This is a genomic window from uncultured Senegalimassilia sp. (assembly GCF_902464545.1).
GTDB lineage: Bacteria > Actinomycetota > Coriobacteriia > Coriobacteriales > Eggerthellaceae > Senegalimassilia.
In genome coordinates this window covers 1-15,382 of record NZ_CABQJR010000020.1, presented here as the reverse complement: position 1 = coordinate 15,382, position 15,382 = coordinate 1, and the positions used below count along the sequence as shown (strand labels likewise).

Annotated in this window: 10 protein-coding genes; 4 read left to right on the top strand and 6 right to left on the bottom strand. The window is 60.0% G+C overall.

Annotation, left to right across the window (positions count from 1 at the left end; translation table 11 throughout):
* Positions 1-234 precede the first annotated feature (234 nt).
* Both RDW26_RS06610 and RDW26_RS06605 read left to right on the top strand, forming a co-directional pair.
* Positions 235-4,815 carry an acyl-CoA dehydratase activase gene (locus tag RDW26_RS06610; protein ID WP_307982980.1) on the top strand — a complete coding sequence of 1,527 codons (4,581 nt, stop codon included), beginning with the start codon at positions 235-237 and terminating at the stop codon, positions 4,813-4,815.
* 3 nt (positions 4,816-4,818) lie between these two features.
* Positions 4,819-5,460, top strand: a complete 642-nt coding sequence (locus RDW26_RS06605) for a TetR/AcrR family transcriptional regulator (protein ID WP_298628219.1) — start codon at positions 4,819-4,821, stop codon at positions 5,458-5,460.
* Between the two features lie 118 nt (positions 5,461-5,578).
* On the opposite strand, the gene RDW26_RS06600 is transcribed toward RDW26_RS06605, so the two are convergent.
* Positions 5,579-6,139, bottom strand: coding sequence for a putative ABC transporter permease (locus RDW26_RS06600; RefSeq protein WP_307982979.1), 561 nt, complete (start codon positions 6,137-6,139; stop codon positions 5,579-5,581).
* A 492-nt stretch (positions 6,140-6,631) separates the two neighbouring features.
* Between RDW26_RS06600 and RDW26_RS06595 the strand changes: the two genes are divergently transcribed.
* The gene (locus RDW26_RS06595; protein WP_294382483.1) at positions 6,632-7,798 is read left to right on the top strand and encodes a phosphoglycerate dehydrogenase; all 1,167 of its coding nucleotides are present in this window, start codon (positions 6,632-6,634) and stop codon (positions 7,796-7,798) included.
* Between the two features lie 395 nt (positions 7,799-8,193).
* Here the strand turns inward: RDW26_RS06595 and mnmA are convergent, their stop codons facing one another.
* From mnmA to upp, 3 genes are all read right to left on the bottom strand, one after another.
* A complete protein-coding gene (gene mnmA, locus RDW26_RS06590) occupies positions 8,194-9,348 on the bottom strand; it encodes a tRNA 2-thiouridine(34) synthase MnmA (RefSeq protein WP_307982978.1) in 1,155 nt (384 codons plus the stop codon).
* 67 nt (positions 9,349-9,415) lie between these two features.
* Positions 9,416-10,345: a gamma-glutamyl-gamma-aminobutyrate hydrolase family protein gene (locus tag RDW26_RS06585; RefSeq protein ID WP_307982977.1), complete on the bottom strand. Its 930-nt coding sequence runs from the start codon at positions 10,343-10,345 to the stop codon at positions 9,416-9,418.
* Positions 10,346-10,353: 8 nt separating this feature from the next.
* Positions 10,354-10,995, bottom strand: a complete 642-nt coding sequence (gene upp / locus RDW26_RS06580) for a uracil phosphoribosyltransferase (protein WP_307982999.1) — start codon at positions 10,993-10,995, stop codon at positions 10,354-10,356.
* 577 nt (positions 10,996-11,572) lie between these two features.
* Between upp and RDW26_RS06575 the strand changes: the two genes are divergently transcribed.
* Positions 11,573-13,111: a hypothetical protein gene (locus RDW26_RS06575; protein ID WP_307982976.1), complete on the top strand. Its 1,539-nt coding sequence runs from the start codon at positions 11,573-11,575 to the stop codon at positions 13,109-13,111.
* On the opposite strand, the gene RDW26_RS06570 is transcribed toward RDW26_RS06575, so the two are convergent.
* The gene (locus RDW26_RS06570; RefSeq protein ID WP_307982975.1) at positions 13,100-14,161 is read right to left on the bottom strand and encodes a ParB/RepB/Spo0J family partition protein; all 1,062 of its coding nucleotides are present in this window, start codon (positions 14,159-14,161) and stop codon (positions 13,100-13,102) included. The genes RDW26_RS06575 and RDW26_RS06570 overlap by 12 nt on opposite strands.
* Positions 14,154-15,155, bottom strand: coding sequence for a ParA family protein (locus RDW26_RS06565; RefSeq protein ID WP_307982974.1), 1,002 nt, complete (start codon positions 15,153-15,155; stop codon positions 14,154-14,156). The genes RDW26_RS06570 and RDW26_RS06565 overlap by 8 nt, the downstream gene beginning before the upstream one ends.
* Positions 15,156-15,382: the final 227 nt, after the last annotated feature.

The window sequence follows — 15,382 nt, the reverse complement described above, 5'->3', positions numbered from 1 at the left end:
CCGTTTCACCCACCCAACCCTTCATAGGTATTGCAGACGGAGAATGCGGGAAGACCAGGCGAAATAACCTTATCCAACAGGTGCATCGCCCGAAAACAGGCCCGAAAATCGTGACAAAACCGATATCTTGTCGCTTTTTTCCCAACACCTTGTTGGATAAACTACCATGGGAATCGAACGAAACGCTTTTGCGGCGCGCTTTTCGCGCCACCCTGCACCACCTGAGGAACAACGATGGGAAACATATCTGCCGTCGACGTCGGGATCGACGTTGGCTCGACGACCACGAAGATCTGCGCGCTCGACGCGCGTTCGCACAACTTGCTGCACACGTCGTACGAACGCCACAGCGCACGCCAGGCCAAAAGCGTCCACGCGGCGCTCAACTCGCTCGCGAAGCTATTCCCGCAGGCCGACATCAGGCTTGCGCTCACCGGCTCCGGCGCGGCACCTATCGCCGACAAGCTCGGCGTACCGTTCGTGCAGGAGGTCGTCGCCAACGCCTGCGCAATCCAGGCGCTCTACCCGCGCACGCGCTGCGCCATCGAGCTCGGCGGCCAGGACGCCAAGATGATCTTCTTCCGCGCCAACGAAACCACCGGCGCGCTCGATGTCGCCGACATGCGCATGAACGGCAGCTGCGCCGGCGGCACGGGCGCCTTCATCGACGAGATCGCCTCGGTCCTCAACATCCCCATCGAGCAGTTCAACGAAGCTGCCGGCCGCGGACGCACGGTCTACGACATCTCCGGCCGCTGCGGCGTGTACGCGAAAACCGACATCCAACCCCTGCTCAACCAGGGGGCATCACGCGATGACCTGGCCCTATCGGCATTCCACGCCATCGCCAAGCAAACGCTCGGCGGCCTTGCGCAGGGCATCGACGTGCGTCCGCCCATCATCTTCGAAGGCGGCCCGCTCACGTTCAACCCCACGCTCGTCGACGTCTTCAAGGAACGGCTCGGCCTCGCCGATGACCAGGCCATCGTCCCCGAGCACCCCGAGACCATGGTCGCCCGCGGCGCCGCGCTATCGCTTTCCGGCATGTTCGCCGACACGCCCGCGACCATCGACCCCGCCACTGCCGCGCCATCGCTCGTCGGCTTCACCAGCGCCGACGACGACCACGCCCCCGGCACGCCCTTCTTCGAAACCGCCGCCGAGCACGAAGCCTTCACGAAGCGCAACCGGCTGCCCAAGGAGCCGCACGGCCCCGAAAGCGCCGCCGCGAAAGCGCACGCGCGCAACGGGCGGCTTCGCGCCTGGCTCGGCATCGATTCGGGCAGCACCACCACCAAGCTGGCCCTCGTCGCCGACGACGGCCAGCTCATCGACAGCTTCTACGCCAACAACGAGGGCGACCCGCTCCAAGTCGCCCGCCGCGCGCTCATCGACCTGCACGGCGAATACGCCTCCGCCGGCGTCGCGCTCGACATCGCCGGCGTCGGCACCACCGGCTACGGCGAGCTGCTGTTCCACCGCGCCCTGCACGCCGACTACCACACGGTCGAAACGGTGGCGCACGCCCACGCCGCCACCCGCTACGTGCCCGACGCCAGCTTCATCCTCGATATCGGCGGCCAGGACATGAAGGCCATCTGGCTTTCCGACGGCGTCATCGGCAACATCGTGGTGAACGAGGCCTGCTCGAGCGGCTGCGGATCGTTCCTCGAGAACTTCGCGCAAACGCTCGGCATCCCCACGGCCCAGATCGCCGACTCGGCGTTCTCCAGCGAACAGCCCGCCGTGCTCGGCAGCCGCTGCACCGTGTTCATGAACTCCAGCATCGTCAGCGAGCAGAAAAACGGCCGCACGCCTGCCGACATCATGGCGGGCCTGTGCCGCTCGATCATCGCGAACGTGTTCACGAAGGTGGTGCGCGTGCCCAACCTCGACAGCCTCGGCGAGCACATCGTGGTGCAGGGCGGCACGTTCCGCAACGACGCGGTGCTTTGCGCCCTTGAGCAGCATATCGGCCGCCCCGTCTCGCGCGCACCCTACCCTGGGCTCATGGGTGCCATCGGCGTGGCGCTGCTCACGCGCGACCACATGGCAAAACAGGCCGACGAACAGGCAAAATGCGCAGAAAGCGAACCCGGCCCCCGCGCGACCCGCCCCACCGGCGCGCCAAACCCCGCCACGACCGCCAGCACATTCATCGGCTTCGACGCGCTCGGCGCGCTTTCCTACCAACAGCACGCCAACGTCGCCTGCCCGTTTTGCGCCAACCGCTGCAACCGCACCGTCATCTCCTTCGCCGACGGCACCACCTTCGTCACGGGCAACCGCTGCCCGCGCGGCGAAATCGTAGGCGACCCGACCGACCCCGCCACGCGCTCGGCGCTCAAAACCGCCGACGAGCGCGCCAAAACAGGCGAGAACCTCTTCGAAACGCGCCAAAAGCTCCTCTTCCAAGACTGGCCCATCGAACAAATCGCTCCCGACCGCGGCATCACCATCGGCATCCCGCGCGTTCTGGCGTTCTGGGACGCCATGCCGTTCTGGAACGTGCTGCTGCGTTCGCTCGGGTTCGCCATCCGCCTTTCGCGCCCGTCCACGCGCGCCATGTTCGAAGAAGGATTGCCCCAGGTCACCTCCGACACCATCTGCTTCCCGGCGAAGCTCGTGCACGGGCACGTCCACGAGCTCGCGCGCGCCGGCGTCGACCGCATCTTCATGCCCATCATCACCACCGTGCCCAGCGAGAACACGGCATCCACCAGCGTATCCATGTGCGCCGTGGTGAAAGGCTATCCCATGGTGGTGAAAAGCTCCGACGATCCCGCCGAGCGCTGGGGCATCCCCTTCGACAGCCCGTTGTTCCACTGGTACTCCACCGAGGACCGCGACCGCCAGCTCGTGGATTACCTGGAAGGCACGTTCGGCATCCCCGCAGATCAGGCCATACGCGCCATCAAGCAGGCCGACAAGGCCCAGCGCGCGTTCAAAACGCTGCTGACCGAGGCGGGCGCGCGGGCCATCGAATCCGCCCGCAGCGCCGGGACCTACGCCATCGTGCTTGCCAGCCGCCCCTACCACAACGACCCGCTCGTCAACCATGACCTGCCCAAAATGCTTTCCGACATGGGGCATCCCGTGCTGCCGCCCGACGCCGTCCCCGGCATCGCCGACGTCGACCTGTCGGCAAGCCGCATCGACATCGTGAACAACTTCCACCAGCGCATGCTCGCCAGCGCCGTCATCGCCGCCGATTCCCCCGCGCTCGAATACGTGCAGCTCGTCAGCTTCGGCTGCGGTCACGACGCCTACCTTTCCGACGAGATCTGCCGCCTTATGAAGGAGCGCTCCGGCAAGCAGCCGCTCATCCTCAAGCTCGACGAGTCCGACGTCGCCGGGCCGCTGCGCATCCGCGTGCGCTCGTTCATCGAAACCGTCGACGAGCGCCGTGCGCGCCAGGCCGTCATCGGCTCCATCGCCAGCGGGGACGAAACCGCCGCGGCCGACGCGTCCGCAAGCGGCGCGCCCGCCAGCCCCTCGACACCCGCCGGCGCCCATCCGCTGCCCGACCCCTACCCCGTCAAGTACGTCAAGGCCGACCGGCGCATCAAGACCATCCTCGTGCCGAACACCTCGCACGCGTTCTCCTTGCTCATGTCGGCGGCGTTCGCCCGCCAGGGTGCGCAGGCCGTCTCCCTTGACATCGGCCGAGAACGCGCCATCGAGCTGGGAAAACGATACGTTCACAACGACATCTGCTTCCCCGCGCAGATGACCATCGGCGAAGCCCTCGCCGCGCTTGACAGCGGCGAATGGGACCCGCATACCGTCGCCATCGGCACCGGCAAATACATCGGCGATTGCCGCTTGACGCATTACGCGGCGCTGCTGCGCAAGGCGCTCGACGACGCCGGCTACGACTACGTCCCCATCATCACCAACGATGACAAGGACGCCCACAACATGCACCCGGGTTTCAAGATGTCGCTCGGCAGTGCCATCCGCGTCGCGTTCGGCCTACCCATGATCGACGCGCTCGAGGACCTGCTGCGCAAGATGCGTCCCTACGAGCTTGAGCCCGGCAGCGCCGACAAGGCGTTCGACCAGGCTATCGAATGCGTCATGTCGGGTATACGCAAGCACGGCGTCCGCGGCGCGATCGCGGGCTTCAAGCAGGCCATAGCCGTCATGGGGACCGTTCGCTACGACCGCTCGAACCCGCGCCCGCAGGTGCTCATCGTGGGCGAATACCTGCTGAACTTCCACCCCGGCGCCAACCACGACATCGAGCGCTACCTTGAATCGAACGGCCTGGAGATCATCGAGGCGCGCATGACCGACGTCATCCGCAAAACCTACTTCTACCAAGATGCGCAGGCACGCGAATTCCATGTCTCGCAGCCCTTCGCCGCCAAAGCGTTCAACCGCGTGGCGAACCGGCTGTTCGAGATCGCGCACGACGTCTGCGACGGCATCGCGAAGGCCCACCCGCTCTACGAGCCCGCATGCCGCATGCCCGAGCTCGTACGCGAAAGCGACCCCATCATCCATCACACGTTCGATGCCGGCGAAGGCGTGCTCATCCCTGCCGAGATCCTGCACCATGCCGCGCGCGGCTGCCGCGCGTTCGTCATCCTGCAGCCGTTCGGCTGCCTGCCGAACCACGTGGTCGGGCGAGGCATCGTCAAGCAGCTCAAGGCGCGCTACCCCGACGCGAACATCCTGCCGCTCGACTACGACCCCGATGTCAGCTTCGCCAATATCGAGAACCGTTTGCAAATGCTCATTATGAACGCGAAGGCGCAACACCAGCCCAGGCAAAACGCCGAAAGCACCGGCACCAAGGACCAGGAGTAAGCCATGGCACGACCGAGGAAAAGCGAACGCGACACCGCCGATATACGCTTAGCAAACGCATTCTGGGCCCTGCTCGAGCATCATCGACTCGCCAACATCACCGTCGGCATGGTCACCGAGCAGGCCGAACTCAACCGCGGCACGTTCTACTACCATTTCAAAAGCATGGACGATCTTGTCGACCGCGCCATCGAAGACGAGGTCCTCGGCAATGGGTCCGTTTTACAGAACATGCTCAGCCTCGTTGCGGGATCGTCGACCGCCATCGGCTTCGAGGCGTTCACCAAGCACGACATGGAAAAGATCGCCCTGCTCATCAAACAAGGCGGCATAGACTCGTTCTCCATTAAGGTCAAGCGCCTCATGTTCGGCACTTGGAAGGCGATCCTATGCGACGAGGGCGAGGAGCTTTCCCAGAGCACGCGCATGATCATCGAATATAGCACCAGCGGCGTCATCGGCATCATCGCCTACGGCGCCCTTCACGAAAGCGGCGAAGCGCCTCCCGATTTCTTCCTCTCGTTCGCGAAAAACAACTCGGACTTCCTTGTGAGGCAGATCGGGATCGCCCAAGGCATTCCCCACGAAGCCGTGCTCGAGCGGGTCCGCGCCACGCTGCGCATCGCCGGCATGAACGACCGGTAGCCCAAACCCGCCCGAAAACGAACGTGCCCGACGCGTATCGAGCACGTCGGGCATGTTGACGTATAGGCAACCTCGAAGACCCTTCCCGAGCGCTTCGCACCCGGTCAAGGGCACATCGTCACCCGCGGAAACCCGCCAAGCACGGGTACATCGACATCGTCTGAAAACGGTTCGCCATCACATCGTTGCCGTAATGCGCGGCGAAGAGGCGCTGCACGGCATCGACGGGCTCGGCCCCGGCCAAGCGGTTCATCCAACAATCGAACGCCGCGAACGTCACCGCCGTATCCACCAGGAAAAACGCCAGCAATCCCCAGGCCAACGGCGCACGCCATGCATTGGGGACCGTATCGGCCGCGCGCTGCATCACCGGCAACGCCAGCTTCACCCACGCTACGCCGGCAGCTCCCCATACAAGCGCGATGCCCAAACACGTATGCCCACCCAGATTGAACGGTTGCGAAGAATAATCCCAAGCCACAATGCCGAACGCGTTCTCCCAGAACCATCCGGCAAACCACTCGAACGCAGCCCCGACAACAGCCGCCACACCGAACAACACGCCGCCGCGCGCATCCGACAAGCGAGCGAGCGCCAACGTCATCAGAACACCGCCAACGCCGTAAATCGGGCTGAAAGGCCCCCACAAAAAACCCGGCGCGGTTCTCCCATCGGCCATCAACGAAATAGCTGACCACCGTCTCACCGATCAGCCCTAGCACGCTGCATACCGCGAAAATCCACACCAGATGATACAGGTCCAGCTTGATCGCCTCGGATTTCGCAGTGTCGCATAAAGCCGCATCGTCGGCCGCCCTAAGCGAAGCGCCGGCGCCATCGGGGGTATTGACCGCAGCAGCCGTCCCCTGCATCAGCACGCGATTGCAATCGGCCGACCGCAATGAATCATAGCGAAGCATGTCAACCTCTTCCCCTTTCTTTCCCCAACTGGTCATTATGGCACACCTCGACAGGCCCACCCAAGGTGCAAACCACCGGTAAACAACCCGTCATCTTCGAAAGAGCCGCCGCTCACCGAGCCGCAATCTGCCGCCAAACCCGCCCCAAAACGCCCGGCTGCCGCCGCATCGTTGACTTCGCCCAAAAGCAAACCCACCATATAGCTAGATTTAGTTCGCAAACCGCAACCGCACATGCCGAAGGGGGCTTCATGCGCTACATCAACTGCCTGAACAACATCTCCGCCAAGGGAACCGACCTGCTCGGATCCGACTACCAGCTCACCGACGACATCGCGCAAGCTTCCGGCGTGCTCGTGCGCAGCGCCGCCATGCACGACATGGACCTTCCCGAAGGCCTGCTGGCCGTCGCCCGCGCCGGCGCGGGCGTGAACAACATCCCGCTTGACAAGTGCGCCGAAGCCGGCATCGTCGTGTTCAACACCCCTGGCGCCAACGCGAACGCCGTGAAGGAGCTCGTCCTGTGCGGCATGTTGCTGGCAAGCCGCGGCATCCTGCCCGGCGCCGCCTGGTGCCGCGAGCACGCCGATTCCCCCACCATCGGCAAGGACGCAGAGAAGGCGAAGAAGGCCTTCGCCGGCCAAGAGATTTCCGGCAAGACGCTCGGCGTCATCGGCCTGGGCGCCATCGGCGCACTGGTGGCCAACGCCGCCATCGACCTGGGCATGAACGTGCTTGGATACGACCCCTACGTCTCCGCCGAGGCCGCCTGGCGCCTGTCCCCCTCCGTCGAGCACGTCACCAACCTCGACGACGTCCTGCATCGCAGCGACTACGTCACCATCCACGTGCCCGCCATGGATTCCACGCGCGGCATGATCGGCGCACATGAGCTTGAGGTCGCCAAACCTGGCTGCGCCGTCATGAACTTCAGCCGCGACACCCTGGTCGACAATGCCGCCATGGCAGAGGCCCTCGAGGCCGGTCGCGTGGCCACCTACGTCACCGACTTCGCAACGCCCGAGGTCATGGCCATGCAAAACACCATCGTGCTGCCGCACCTCGGTGCCAGCACCGCCGAGGCCGAGGACAACTGCGCCATCATGGCAACGCTGCAGATGAAGGATTACCTGGAGAACGGCAACATCAAGAACTCGGTGAACTACCCCGCCTGCGACATGGGTCCCGCCCCCGCGCAGGGCGGTCGCGTCGCCGTGCTGCATGCCAACGTGCCCGACATGCTCAGCCAGATCACCGGCGTGTTCGGCGAAGTCGGAGCAAACATCGACAACCTCACGAACAAGGCCCGCGGCAACGCCGCCTACACCATGCTCGACCTCAACGCCCCCGCAACCGACGAGCTTGTCGCCAAGCTCACGGCCATCGAAGGCGTTCACCGCGTCCGCATCGTGAAGTAGCGAACGCAACACACAGCATCACGCAAAAGGGGACCGACTCGCACGATGCGCAGTCGATCCCCTTTCTCTTCGCAACAGGCTGCGTTGCTCCATGCTCCCACGGCAACTCGCCCCCTACGGCCTCGTTCACGAAGAACAGGCCCGCATCGAAAGCCAAATCACCCAGGTAATCACCTGAACAGCCAAAGGCGCCAGGTTTCGCCGTCTGCGCAGCTTGCCGAGGCATCCGAAGACGCCCAGCAATACCGAAGGGACTGATTCCGGAGAAGTTCCGAAACCAGCCCCTTTCGGCGTACCTTTTATGTCAGACATCCAAGCTGCAGAACGCGGCTCAACCGCTTTCCCAATGCAGCCTTTCGATTGGAAACCCCAGCTCAAATCACCATCTAGAGATTTTACTCGCTGGTCTCTATCGTCCCGCCGCCCACAACGGCGTCGCCGTCATACAGCACGAGCGACTGCCCCGCCGCCGGACGGGCAACCGGTTCATCGAAGCGAACCACCAGCTGATCGCCTTCCATAACCGCCTCCGCCGCCTGCGCTCGTTGGCGATAATGGGTTTTCGCCGTGACGCGCAACGGCTTGTCAAGCTCCGCCACCGAGATCAGATTCACATCCCCGGCGCGCACCTCGCGCACTCCCAGCTCGCTTCGCGGGCCTACCACCAGCACGTTCTCGGCGGCATCTTTGCCCACCACGTACAGCGGCTCGGGCGCGGCAACGCCGATGCCCTTGCGCTGCCCTATCGTGTAATGGACCAGCCCGCTATGCCGTCCAAGCACCTTGCCGCAAACGTCGACTATGTTCCCAGGCTCGAACGCCGCAGGAACCGTCGGCTCCTTGCCGTCATCGCGCACGGCATCGTCCCCGAACCCCATGTACCGGGCAATGAACGACGCATAGTCGCCATCGGGCACGAAGCAGATGTCCTGGCTTTCCGCCTTGTGGGCGTTTCCGAACGAATGCTTCTCCGCCAGCTCTCTCACCTGCGGTTTTGTCAGCTCCCCAAGCGGAAACAGCATATGCGCCAGATCATCCTGCGTCAGGTGATACAGCACATAGCTCTGGTCTTTCGCCTCATCCAGCCCACGGCGAAGCTCGAAGCGGCCCGTTCGCTCGTTGAAAACCCGGCGGGCATAATGGCCGGTCGCCACATAGTCGAAACCCAGCTGCGCACGGCGGCGCTGCAAAGCGGCGAACTTCAGATATCTGTTGCAATCGATGCACGGATTCGGCGTGCGGCCGTGCAGGTACGCATCGCAGAACCGATCGATCACCTCGCAGCCGAACGTTCCGGTGAAGTTGAACGTGAAGTGCTCAAGACCCAGCCCGAACGCCACCTGACGGGCGTCCTCCACATCGCTTTGGCTGCAGCAGGTGCTCTCGCCTACCACGCACGCGCCACCGGCGCCGGCAACCTCGTTGTCGAACAGCTTCATGGTAACGCCCGTTGCATCATAGCCCGCATCGCGAAGCAGCAGCGCCGCAACGGAGCTGTCCACCCCGCCGCTCATCGCAACCAGCACACGCTCTCGCATTTCACCATCCACCTGGGATTTCTCCTTCAAACAACCTACTGCTGCACTATTATCGAACGCCCCGGCTTCAGCCATCGAACTAGATATAATCGGCAAACTTGACCGCAGGCCACACGGCATTCGGATCGCATTCCTCGCGATCGATGCGCAAGCAATCATGGCAACGCCCCTCGCGACAGCGCATCTGCCGCGCCTCGTCGATCAAGGCGCGGAACAACGGCGCCATATGACCGCCGTCCTCCACAAAGTACTCGGGGTGCCACTGCACGCCCATAAGGAAGCGACAATCCTTCGCCTCCACGCCTTCCACCAGGCCATCGGGCCCGTAGGCAGCAGCCGCCAAATTGGGAGGCAGCGCGCGAACGCCCTGATGATGCATGGAATTCACCGCAGCGGAATCGCAGCCCAAAATCTCACCGAGCTTGCTTGAGCGCATGATCGAAACCGTATGGGTTGGATGTCCGTATTCCTTCGTCTGCCAATGGTTCACGCGCCCGCCCGATTGCGTTTGCACGCCCTCTGTCGGCACGGGGACATCGTCGGCGGCGCACACGCCATCGAACTGCTCTTCCAGGTCCAGATACAACGTGCCCCCGAAGAACACGTTGATCATCTGCATACCGCGGCAGATGCCCAGCAGCGGATAGTCGAACTGATACGCGTAGCTGAGCAGCAGATACTCCACTTCCTCGCGCTCGGGCGTCAGCTCGGAGAGCTTGCCGTAGGTGATATCGCCGCCATAGCGCACGGGGCTGATATCCTGGCCGCCCGACAGCACGAAACCGTCGATGCGCGGCAGCAGCGATTCATACACGCTGACGTCGCTGGTGAACGGGATGATCAACGGCGCGCCGCCCGCAGCGACGATCGCCTGCGCGTAGTGGTTGTTCATGCGAAGGATGCCCTCGTTCGGGTCGTACGTCGGCACGATGCCTATGACCGGCCGCGATGCACCCATCGCTTTCGTTGCGATCTCCTCGATGCTAACGGGACGCTGCATGCTTTCCATAACGCCCCCTACAAAGTGCCGAAGATGCGGTCCCCCGCATCGCCCAAACCGGGAAGGATATACGCCCGATCGTTCAGCCCGTCGTCCAACGCGCACGTCCAAATGCGAACATCGGGATCTTCCTGCAAAACGGCGCGAACCCCTTCAGGAGCAGCCACCAGCACCAGGAATCGGATATCGCGAACGCCCTGCTCTCGCAGATAATGGATAGCGGAAAGCGCACTGCCGCCCGTCGCCAACATGGGATCGATCAAAAACACCGTCCTATCGGCAATGCCCTTCGGCATCTTCGCGTAATACTCGCGGGGCTGATGAGTCTGCTCATCGCGCTCCATGCCCAGCACCCCCACCGCAGCGGAGGGTATTGCAGAAAGAGCCCCGTCCAGCATTCCCATGCCCGCACGCAGGATCGGCACCACGGCAAGCTTTTCGCCCGCAATCCGCTTCCCAACCGTATGCTGCAAAGGAGTATCCACCTCAACAGGCTCCGTTGCCAAATCATGCGATGCCTCATACACTTCCAGCATGGCAACTTCATGCACAAGCTGGCGAAACTGGGAGGGAGCCGTGGATGCATCGCGCATGATCGACATCTTATGCGCGATAAGGGGATGCTCGAGCACACTCAGCCGCTCGTCAGCTAATCGCATCTCTTCCATCCCAAGGCTCCTCTCAGACTTCAGCGATCTTTGACTGCATATCATACGCTAAAGCCCGGGCGCCAAGCACCGTCAACCGGCGTTCGGCCATCAAACTATAACAATTTTTTCCATTCGGAAACAAGTTGCAACAATTTCGCGGGCAGATGAGCCCGTCAGACAAGAAACACCAGACGGGAAGCGTGTTTTGCGGCAGTTTTGCAACGCTCTCAACGCTGCAACAACCACCAACGCGAAGCCGAATCAAGCCCTTTTGCCCGTTTTCATAACAAAACAATGTGGACAGCCAAGTGTTTCTTGTTATAGACTGTGCAAGTAACAAGCGTGGATACCTATGCGCCAACATAGCTCCCGCTTGCATCGACAACAGAAAAAAGAACCCCCTAGCGCCAACTAGGGGGTTGCCTAAGTGATCAAGTATCGACCACTCACTCACAGGTGATATTTTACCACTTAGAACATACGCTCACAAGGCGTTCTTGTTTTTGCACCCTTTTTTTCATTGTCGAAAACGGAATACATTCGACTAGATAGCGACTGCGTTTACGCAGGTCGCGAAGGGTGCAGTATGCCTCAACCACATGTAGGTGCGGCGGTCCCCCACGTGCAAGGAAGCGAGTGGGAGATTTTCCGCACGCTCATCACGCACGATGACCGCAACAGCTACTACGTGGTCTCGTCTGACGCCAGCGGTTCCTGGGAGGACACCGCGGTAAAAAGCGAATCTCTGCCGGCCATGGGCTTCAACTCGAAGTCTGCCTACTACATGACCCACAACGGGTTCACCTCGGCGTGCCGCAAATCAGAGCAGGTCAGGCAATTGAACGCGCTGTTCTTCGACCTCGACTGCCACGATCAGGGCCTTCAGGAAACCCGCACCATCGTATCCCAAACGCTCAGTGCGCTGAAACAGGCTGTTGCGGAGGGCATCCTTCCTCAACCCACCATGACGATCGACTCTGGTCGAGGTGTGCAGTTGTTCTACATCCTCGCACGATCGATCCCGTACCGCGTGAGCGCAAATGGCCAGGTCAACGTCAAATCGGTAAAGCTGTTCGAAAACATGCAGAAGCGCATGGCTTCGTTGCTCGATTCCGTCATCTCCCCTATCAAGGGTATCTCGGTAGATCGTGCAACGTTCGATGTTTCCCGCGTTTCCCGCATCCCCGGAACCTTCAACGCAAAAGCAGGATGTTTCGCCACACTGTGCGACTACTCCTTCGATGCGCTGTACAGCTTGTCGGGGCTTTCCAGCTTTGTAAGCGCACATCCGAAGGAACCGGTACAAAACAATAACCTCAAGCGGGCATTCAAGAAGACTGCGTCTGTGCTGAATTACCAGCCGATGCTGAACAGCCGACTTGCAAAAATCGCCGAGCTTCAAAAGCTTCGCAATTTCAATTGCGAAGGAAACCGTGAACTCATGTCGTTCGTGTTTTACAACACAGCAGTTCAGGTGTATCCGCACGAAGTTGCCCAACGAAAACTGAGCAACTTCAACAATGCGTTCGTCAGCTCGCTCAATCAAAGCGAGCTGGACGGGATCATCAAATCGGTCGACTCCGTCACCAACCTGCGCGGAGAGCAAGGTTATTACCTCATCGGCGCAAATCGCCTTCGTGAGCTTCTTGGCATGACGCCTGAAGAAGAAATGGCAATCAACTTCTTTGAATCAAAGCGATCGGTCCTGCGACAAGAAGCCAAACGCATAACCAAAGAGAAACGCGAGCAGAGAAACGCTCGTATCGTAGCCTTGTTCCGTCAAGGTTCACATACGTATGCCTCGATAGCAAAACAAGTTATGTGCTCGGTCAGGACTGTAGCTGCGGTCATTAGCTCCTATAAGCAAACCCAACGCCAACCAGTCTTGGTGAACACCACACGTTATAACAAGAAAGTACTAGATGCATGCAATTTTTTGTCATACGAGTTTAAGAAGTGTTTGTTACCCAGCTCCCTTTCTCTTCTTGCTACTCATTCGACTGTGTGTTTGTCTCGTTTGCATATGACAGAAACCCTCCCTACAAGTGTTTTTGTCACTCGCGTTTGGGAGGGTTTCGTCTTTGCTGTTTCTCGTTTTCTTTATACGAAACGATTAGTCCAGTGATTTCTCGATCGAACGCACCAGGGCTTTGATTTCTCCTAGCAGCTTGAAGTCTGCTTCTCCTTCTGCGTTTTCAGCATGCCGGAGAGCATTCCTTGCTGTTTTCAGGTAGCCGTTAACATCCTTTGGTGCTTTGGGCTCTCGTACGGCTTTTTCGAGCGTTTTGGTTTGCGTGGCTGCAACAAGCTCTTCAATTGGTTGTTCCTGTTCAGAGGTCTTTGCTGCTTCAATGAGAGTTGTTATCTCCTCTGCAGTCAATTCCTCTTTGTGGACAGCGTTGATTACGCTTTCTTGCTGCACACTTGTTAGCTTGGACAAAGCTTCTGCCTGGGATTGCGTGATGCTTCCTGCGTCCAGGAGGTCGTTGCCTTCCTTCGAAAGGTTCCTCGCAATGTTCAACAACACCTGTGCTGTACGCTCTGACACTCCAAAGTGTTCTGCCAGGTACGTTTTCGTATTCACGCCCTTCAGGGACGGGTCGTCTTTGCGCCACTCTACCAGTTTGTCAGCAAGAACCCTAAAACCTTGTGCGCGTTCCGATGGCTTGATGTTTCGCTGGCCGATGTTGCTCGAATGCATGATGAAGTTTGCTTGCTCATCGGAAACTGCACCCAGCTTGTGGCATCTGCCGGGAACCATGCGCCACGCATCGCCATACTTTTCAGCAAGGAGCTTGCATGCTCGCCAACGGCGCTCTCCATCGATGATCTGGATTCCGTCTTCGGTTTCTCGCAAGATCAGCGGCTCGACTTCCTTGCTGTTCCAAATCAGGCCGGCAAGGTTGTTCACATCCTCGTCAGTGATGGTGTAGCTGTTATTCGGATTCGGCTTCAAGTTGTCGATATCGAACCAGTCGAAGCCCATTTCGGCCAGCAGCGTGTTTCGACGATTGCTGTTGGCCATCTTATCGGTAATAGCGCCCTCTTGGTTGTCCCTTGCCTCGAATGCCGCAAGGCGCATTTGCTCGTCGGTCAGCTTTTCGTAACGCGGCGTCACGTTGGCGATAGCTCCTCCGTTGTTCTTCAGTGCGGCTTGTAGCTTGTTCCTAGGCATTCATTTCCTCGATTTCCTGGGCCAACAGTCGATACGAAATCGCGGGTTTGCTGTTGGGGTCATACTTGATCAGGGGCTCCATCGCCAAACTTGCTTCAGGGACCACGGTACTCTTCTCGATCTTCGTGTTGAAGTACTCCGCGTTCGGGATAGCTTCCTTCATCATCTGGCAGCCGTATTTGTATGCAGACGTATTTCGCTCGATCATGGTCTGCAAAATCTTCCAATGTTGCGGCAGGCGACGACGCTCCCTTGCCGTGCGGTTGATCGTATCGATCGTCTGCGAAAGACCTGCGATAGCATAGCCGTCCACTTTAATCGGGATGATGATATGCGATGCGTTGTTGCCTGCTTCAAGCGCGACGATTGCGTTCGTGGTAGTCATATCCAGACGAGGACCGCAGTCGATGATGATGTAGTCGAACTTACGGTCCCCGCCCTTGGCGGTTTCGTCGATAAGATCCTCGATGGCGTACAGCAAGCGAGTGTCCACGCCGCCAGCTATCTCTGCTTTCAGGCGAGTGTCTGCGTCTGCGAATCGGAAATTCGAAGGGACGCAAAAGACGTTCTCATAGTCGGTGGTGCGCATGACCTCGCTCAGCGACATGCGCGGGGAGCTTGGGGTTGCCTGGTACAGGACGTCGGCGATGCAAGCTTCTTCCGAGCGGGGATCGTAAACGCCCAAGCTTTGGCTGACATTACCCTGGCCATCCATATCGATAACCAGAACCTTGTAGCCGAGCTCCGAAAGGCAAACCGCAAGGCAGGTGCTCGTGGTCGTTTTCGCGACGCCGCCCTTGTAGCTCATGATCGAGATGATGGTGGGCTTGTCGGCGGATTGGGTCAGCTGCCCGTTCAGCAACAGGTCGGCAAGCTGCGACTTGTTCAGTCCGCGGCGTTCTGCTTCCTTTTCAAGCTCTTCTACGGTTTCTCTACCCAACGACAGAGATTGCTGCTGCTTTTCCCCGCCGCGCACTTTTGCCCTGCTGGCCATTTGCGCTCCTGTCTACTGTATAACACGAACATATGTACGATTGTATTTGAGGAGTGTGCAGAATCTGCACAGTGCTAATTTTACTTACTTACAGAATGATATTCAAGCTTTTCTAACATGTATTATAGTGAAACACACAATTATTTGTTATAGCTGATTCAGCATTTCTACCAATGGAATGATACTCCTCTATATATCGTGGGCCGCGTTTCTCTACTGTGCAGAAT

Coding starts and splice junctions, on each gene's coding strand:
- RDW26_RS06610 (WP_307982980.1), top strand. CDS start 235: ATGGGAAACATATCTGCCGTCGACGTCGGGATCGACGTTGGCTCGACG.
- RDW26_RS06605 (WP_298628219.1), top strand. CDS start 4,819: ATGGCACGACCGAGGAAAAGCGAACGCGACACCGCCGATATACGCTTA.
- RDW26_RS06600 (WP_307982979.1), bottom strand. CDS start 6,139: ATGGCCGATGGGAGAACCGCGCCGGGTTTTTTGTGGGGGCCTTTCAGC.
- RDW26_RS06595 (WP_294382483.1), top strand. CDS start 6,632: ATGCGCTACATCAACTGCCTGAACAACATCTCCGCCAAGGGAACCGAC.
- RDW26_RS06585 (WP_307982977.1), bottom strand. CDS start 10,345: ATGGAAAGCATGCAGCGTCCCGTTAGCATCGAGGAGATCGCAACGAAA.
- upp (WP_307982999.1), bottom strand. CDS start 10,995: ATGCGATTAGCTGACGAGCGGCTGAGTGTGCTCGAGCATCCCCTTATC.
- RDW26_RS06575 (WP_307982976.1), top strand. CDS start 11,573: ATGCCTCAACCACATGTAGGTGCGGCGGTCCCCCACGTGCAAGGAAGC.
- RDW26_RS06570 (WP_307982975.1), bottom strand. CDS start 14,161: ATGCCTAGGAACAAGCTACAAGCCGCACTGAAGAACAACGGAGGAGCT.
- RDW26_RS06565 (WP_307982974.1), bottom strand. CDS start 15,155: ATGGCCAGCAGGGCAAAAGTGCGCGGCGGGGAAAAGCAGCAGCAATCT.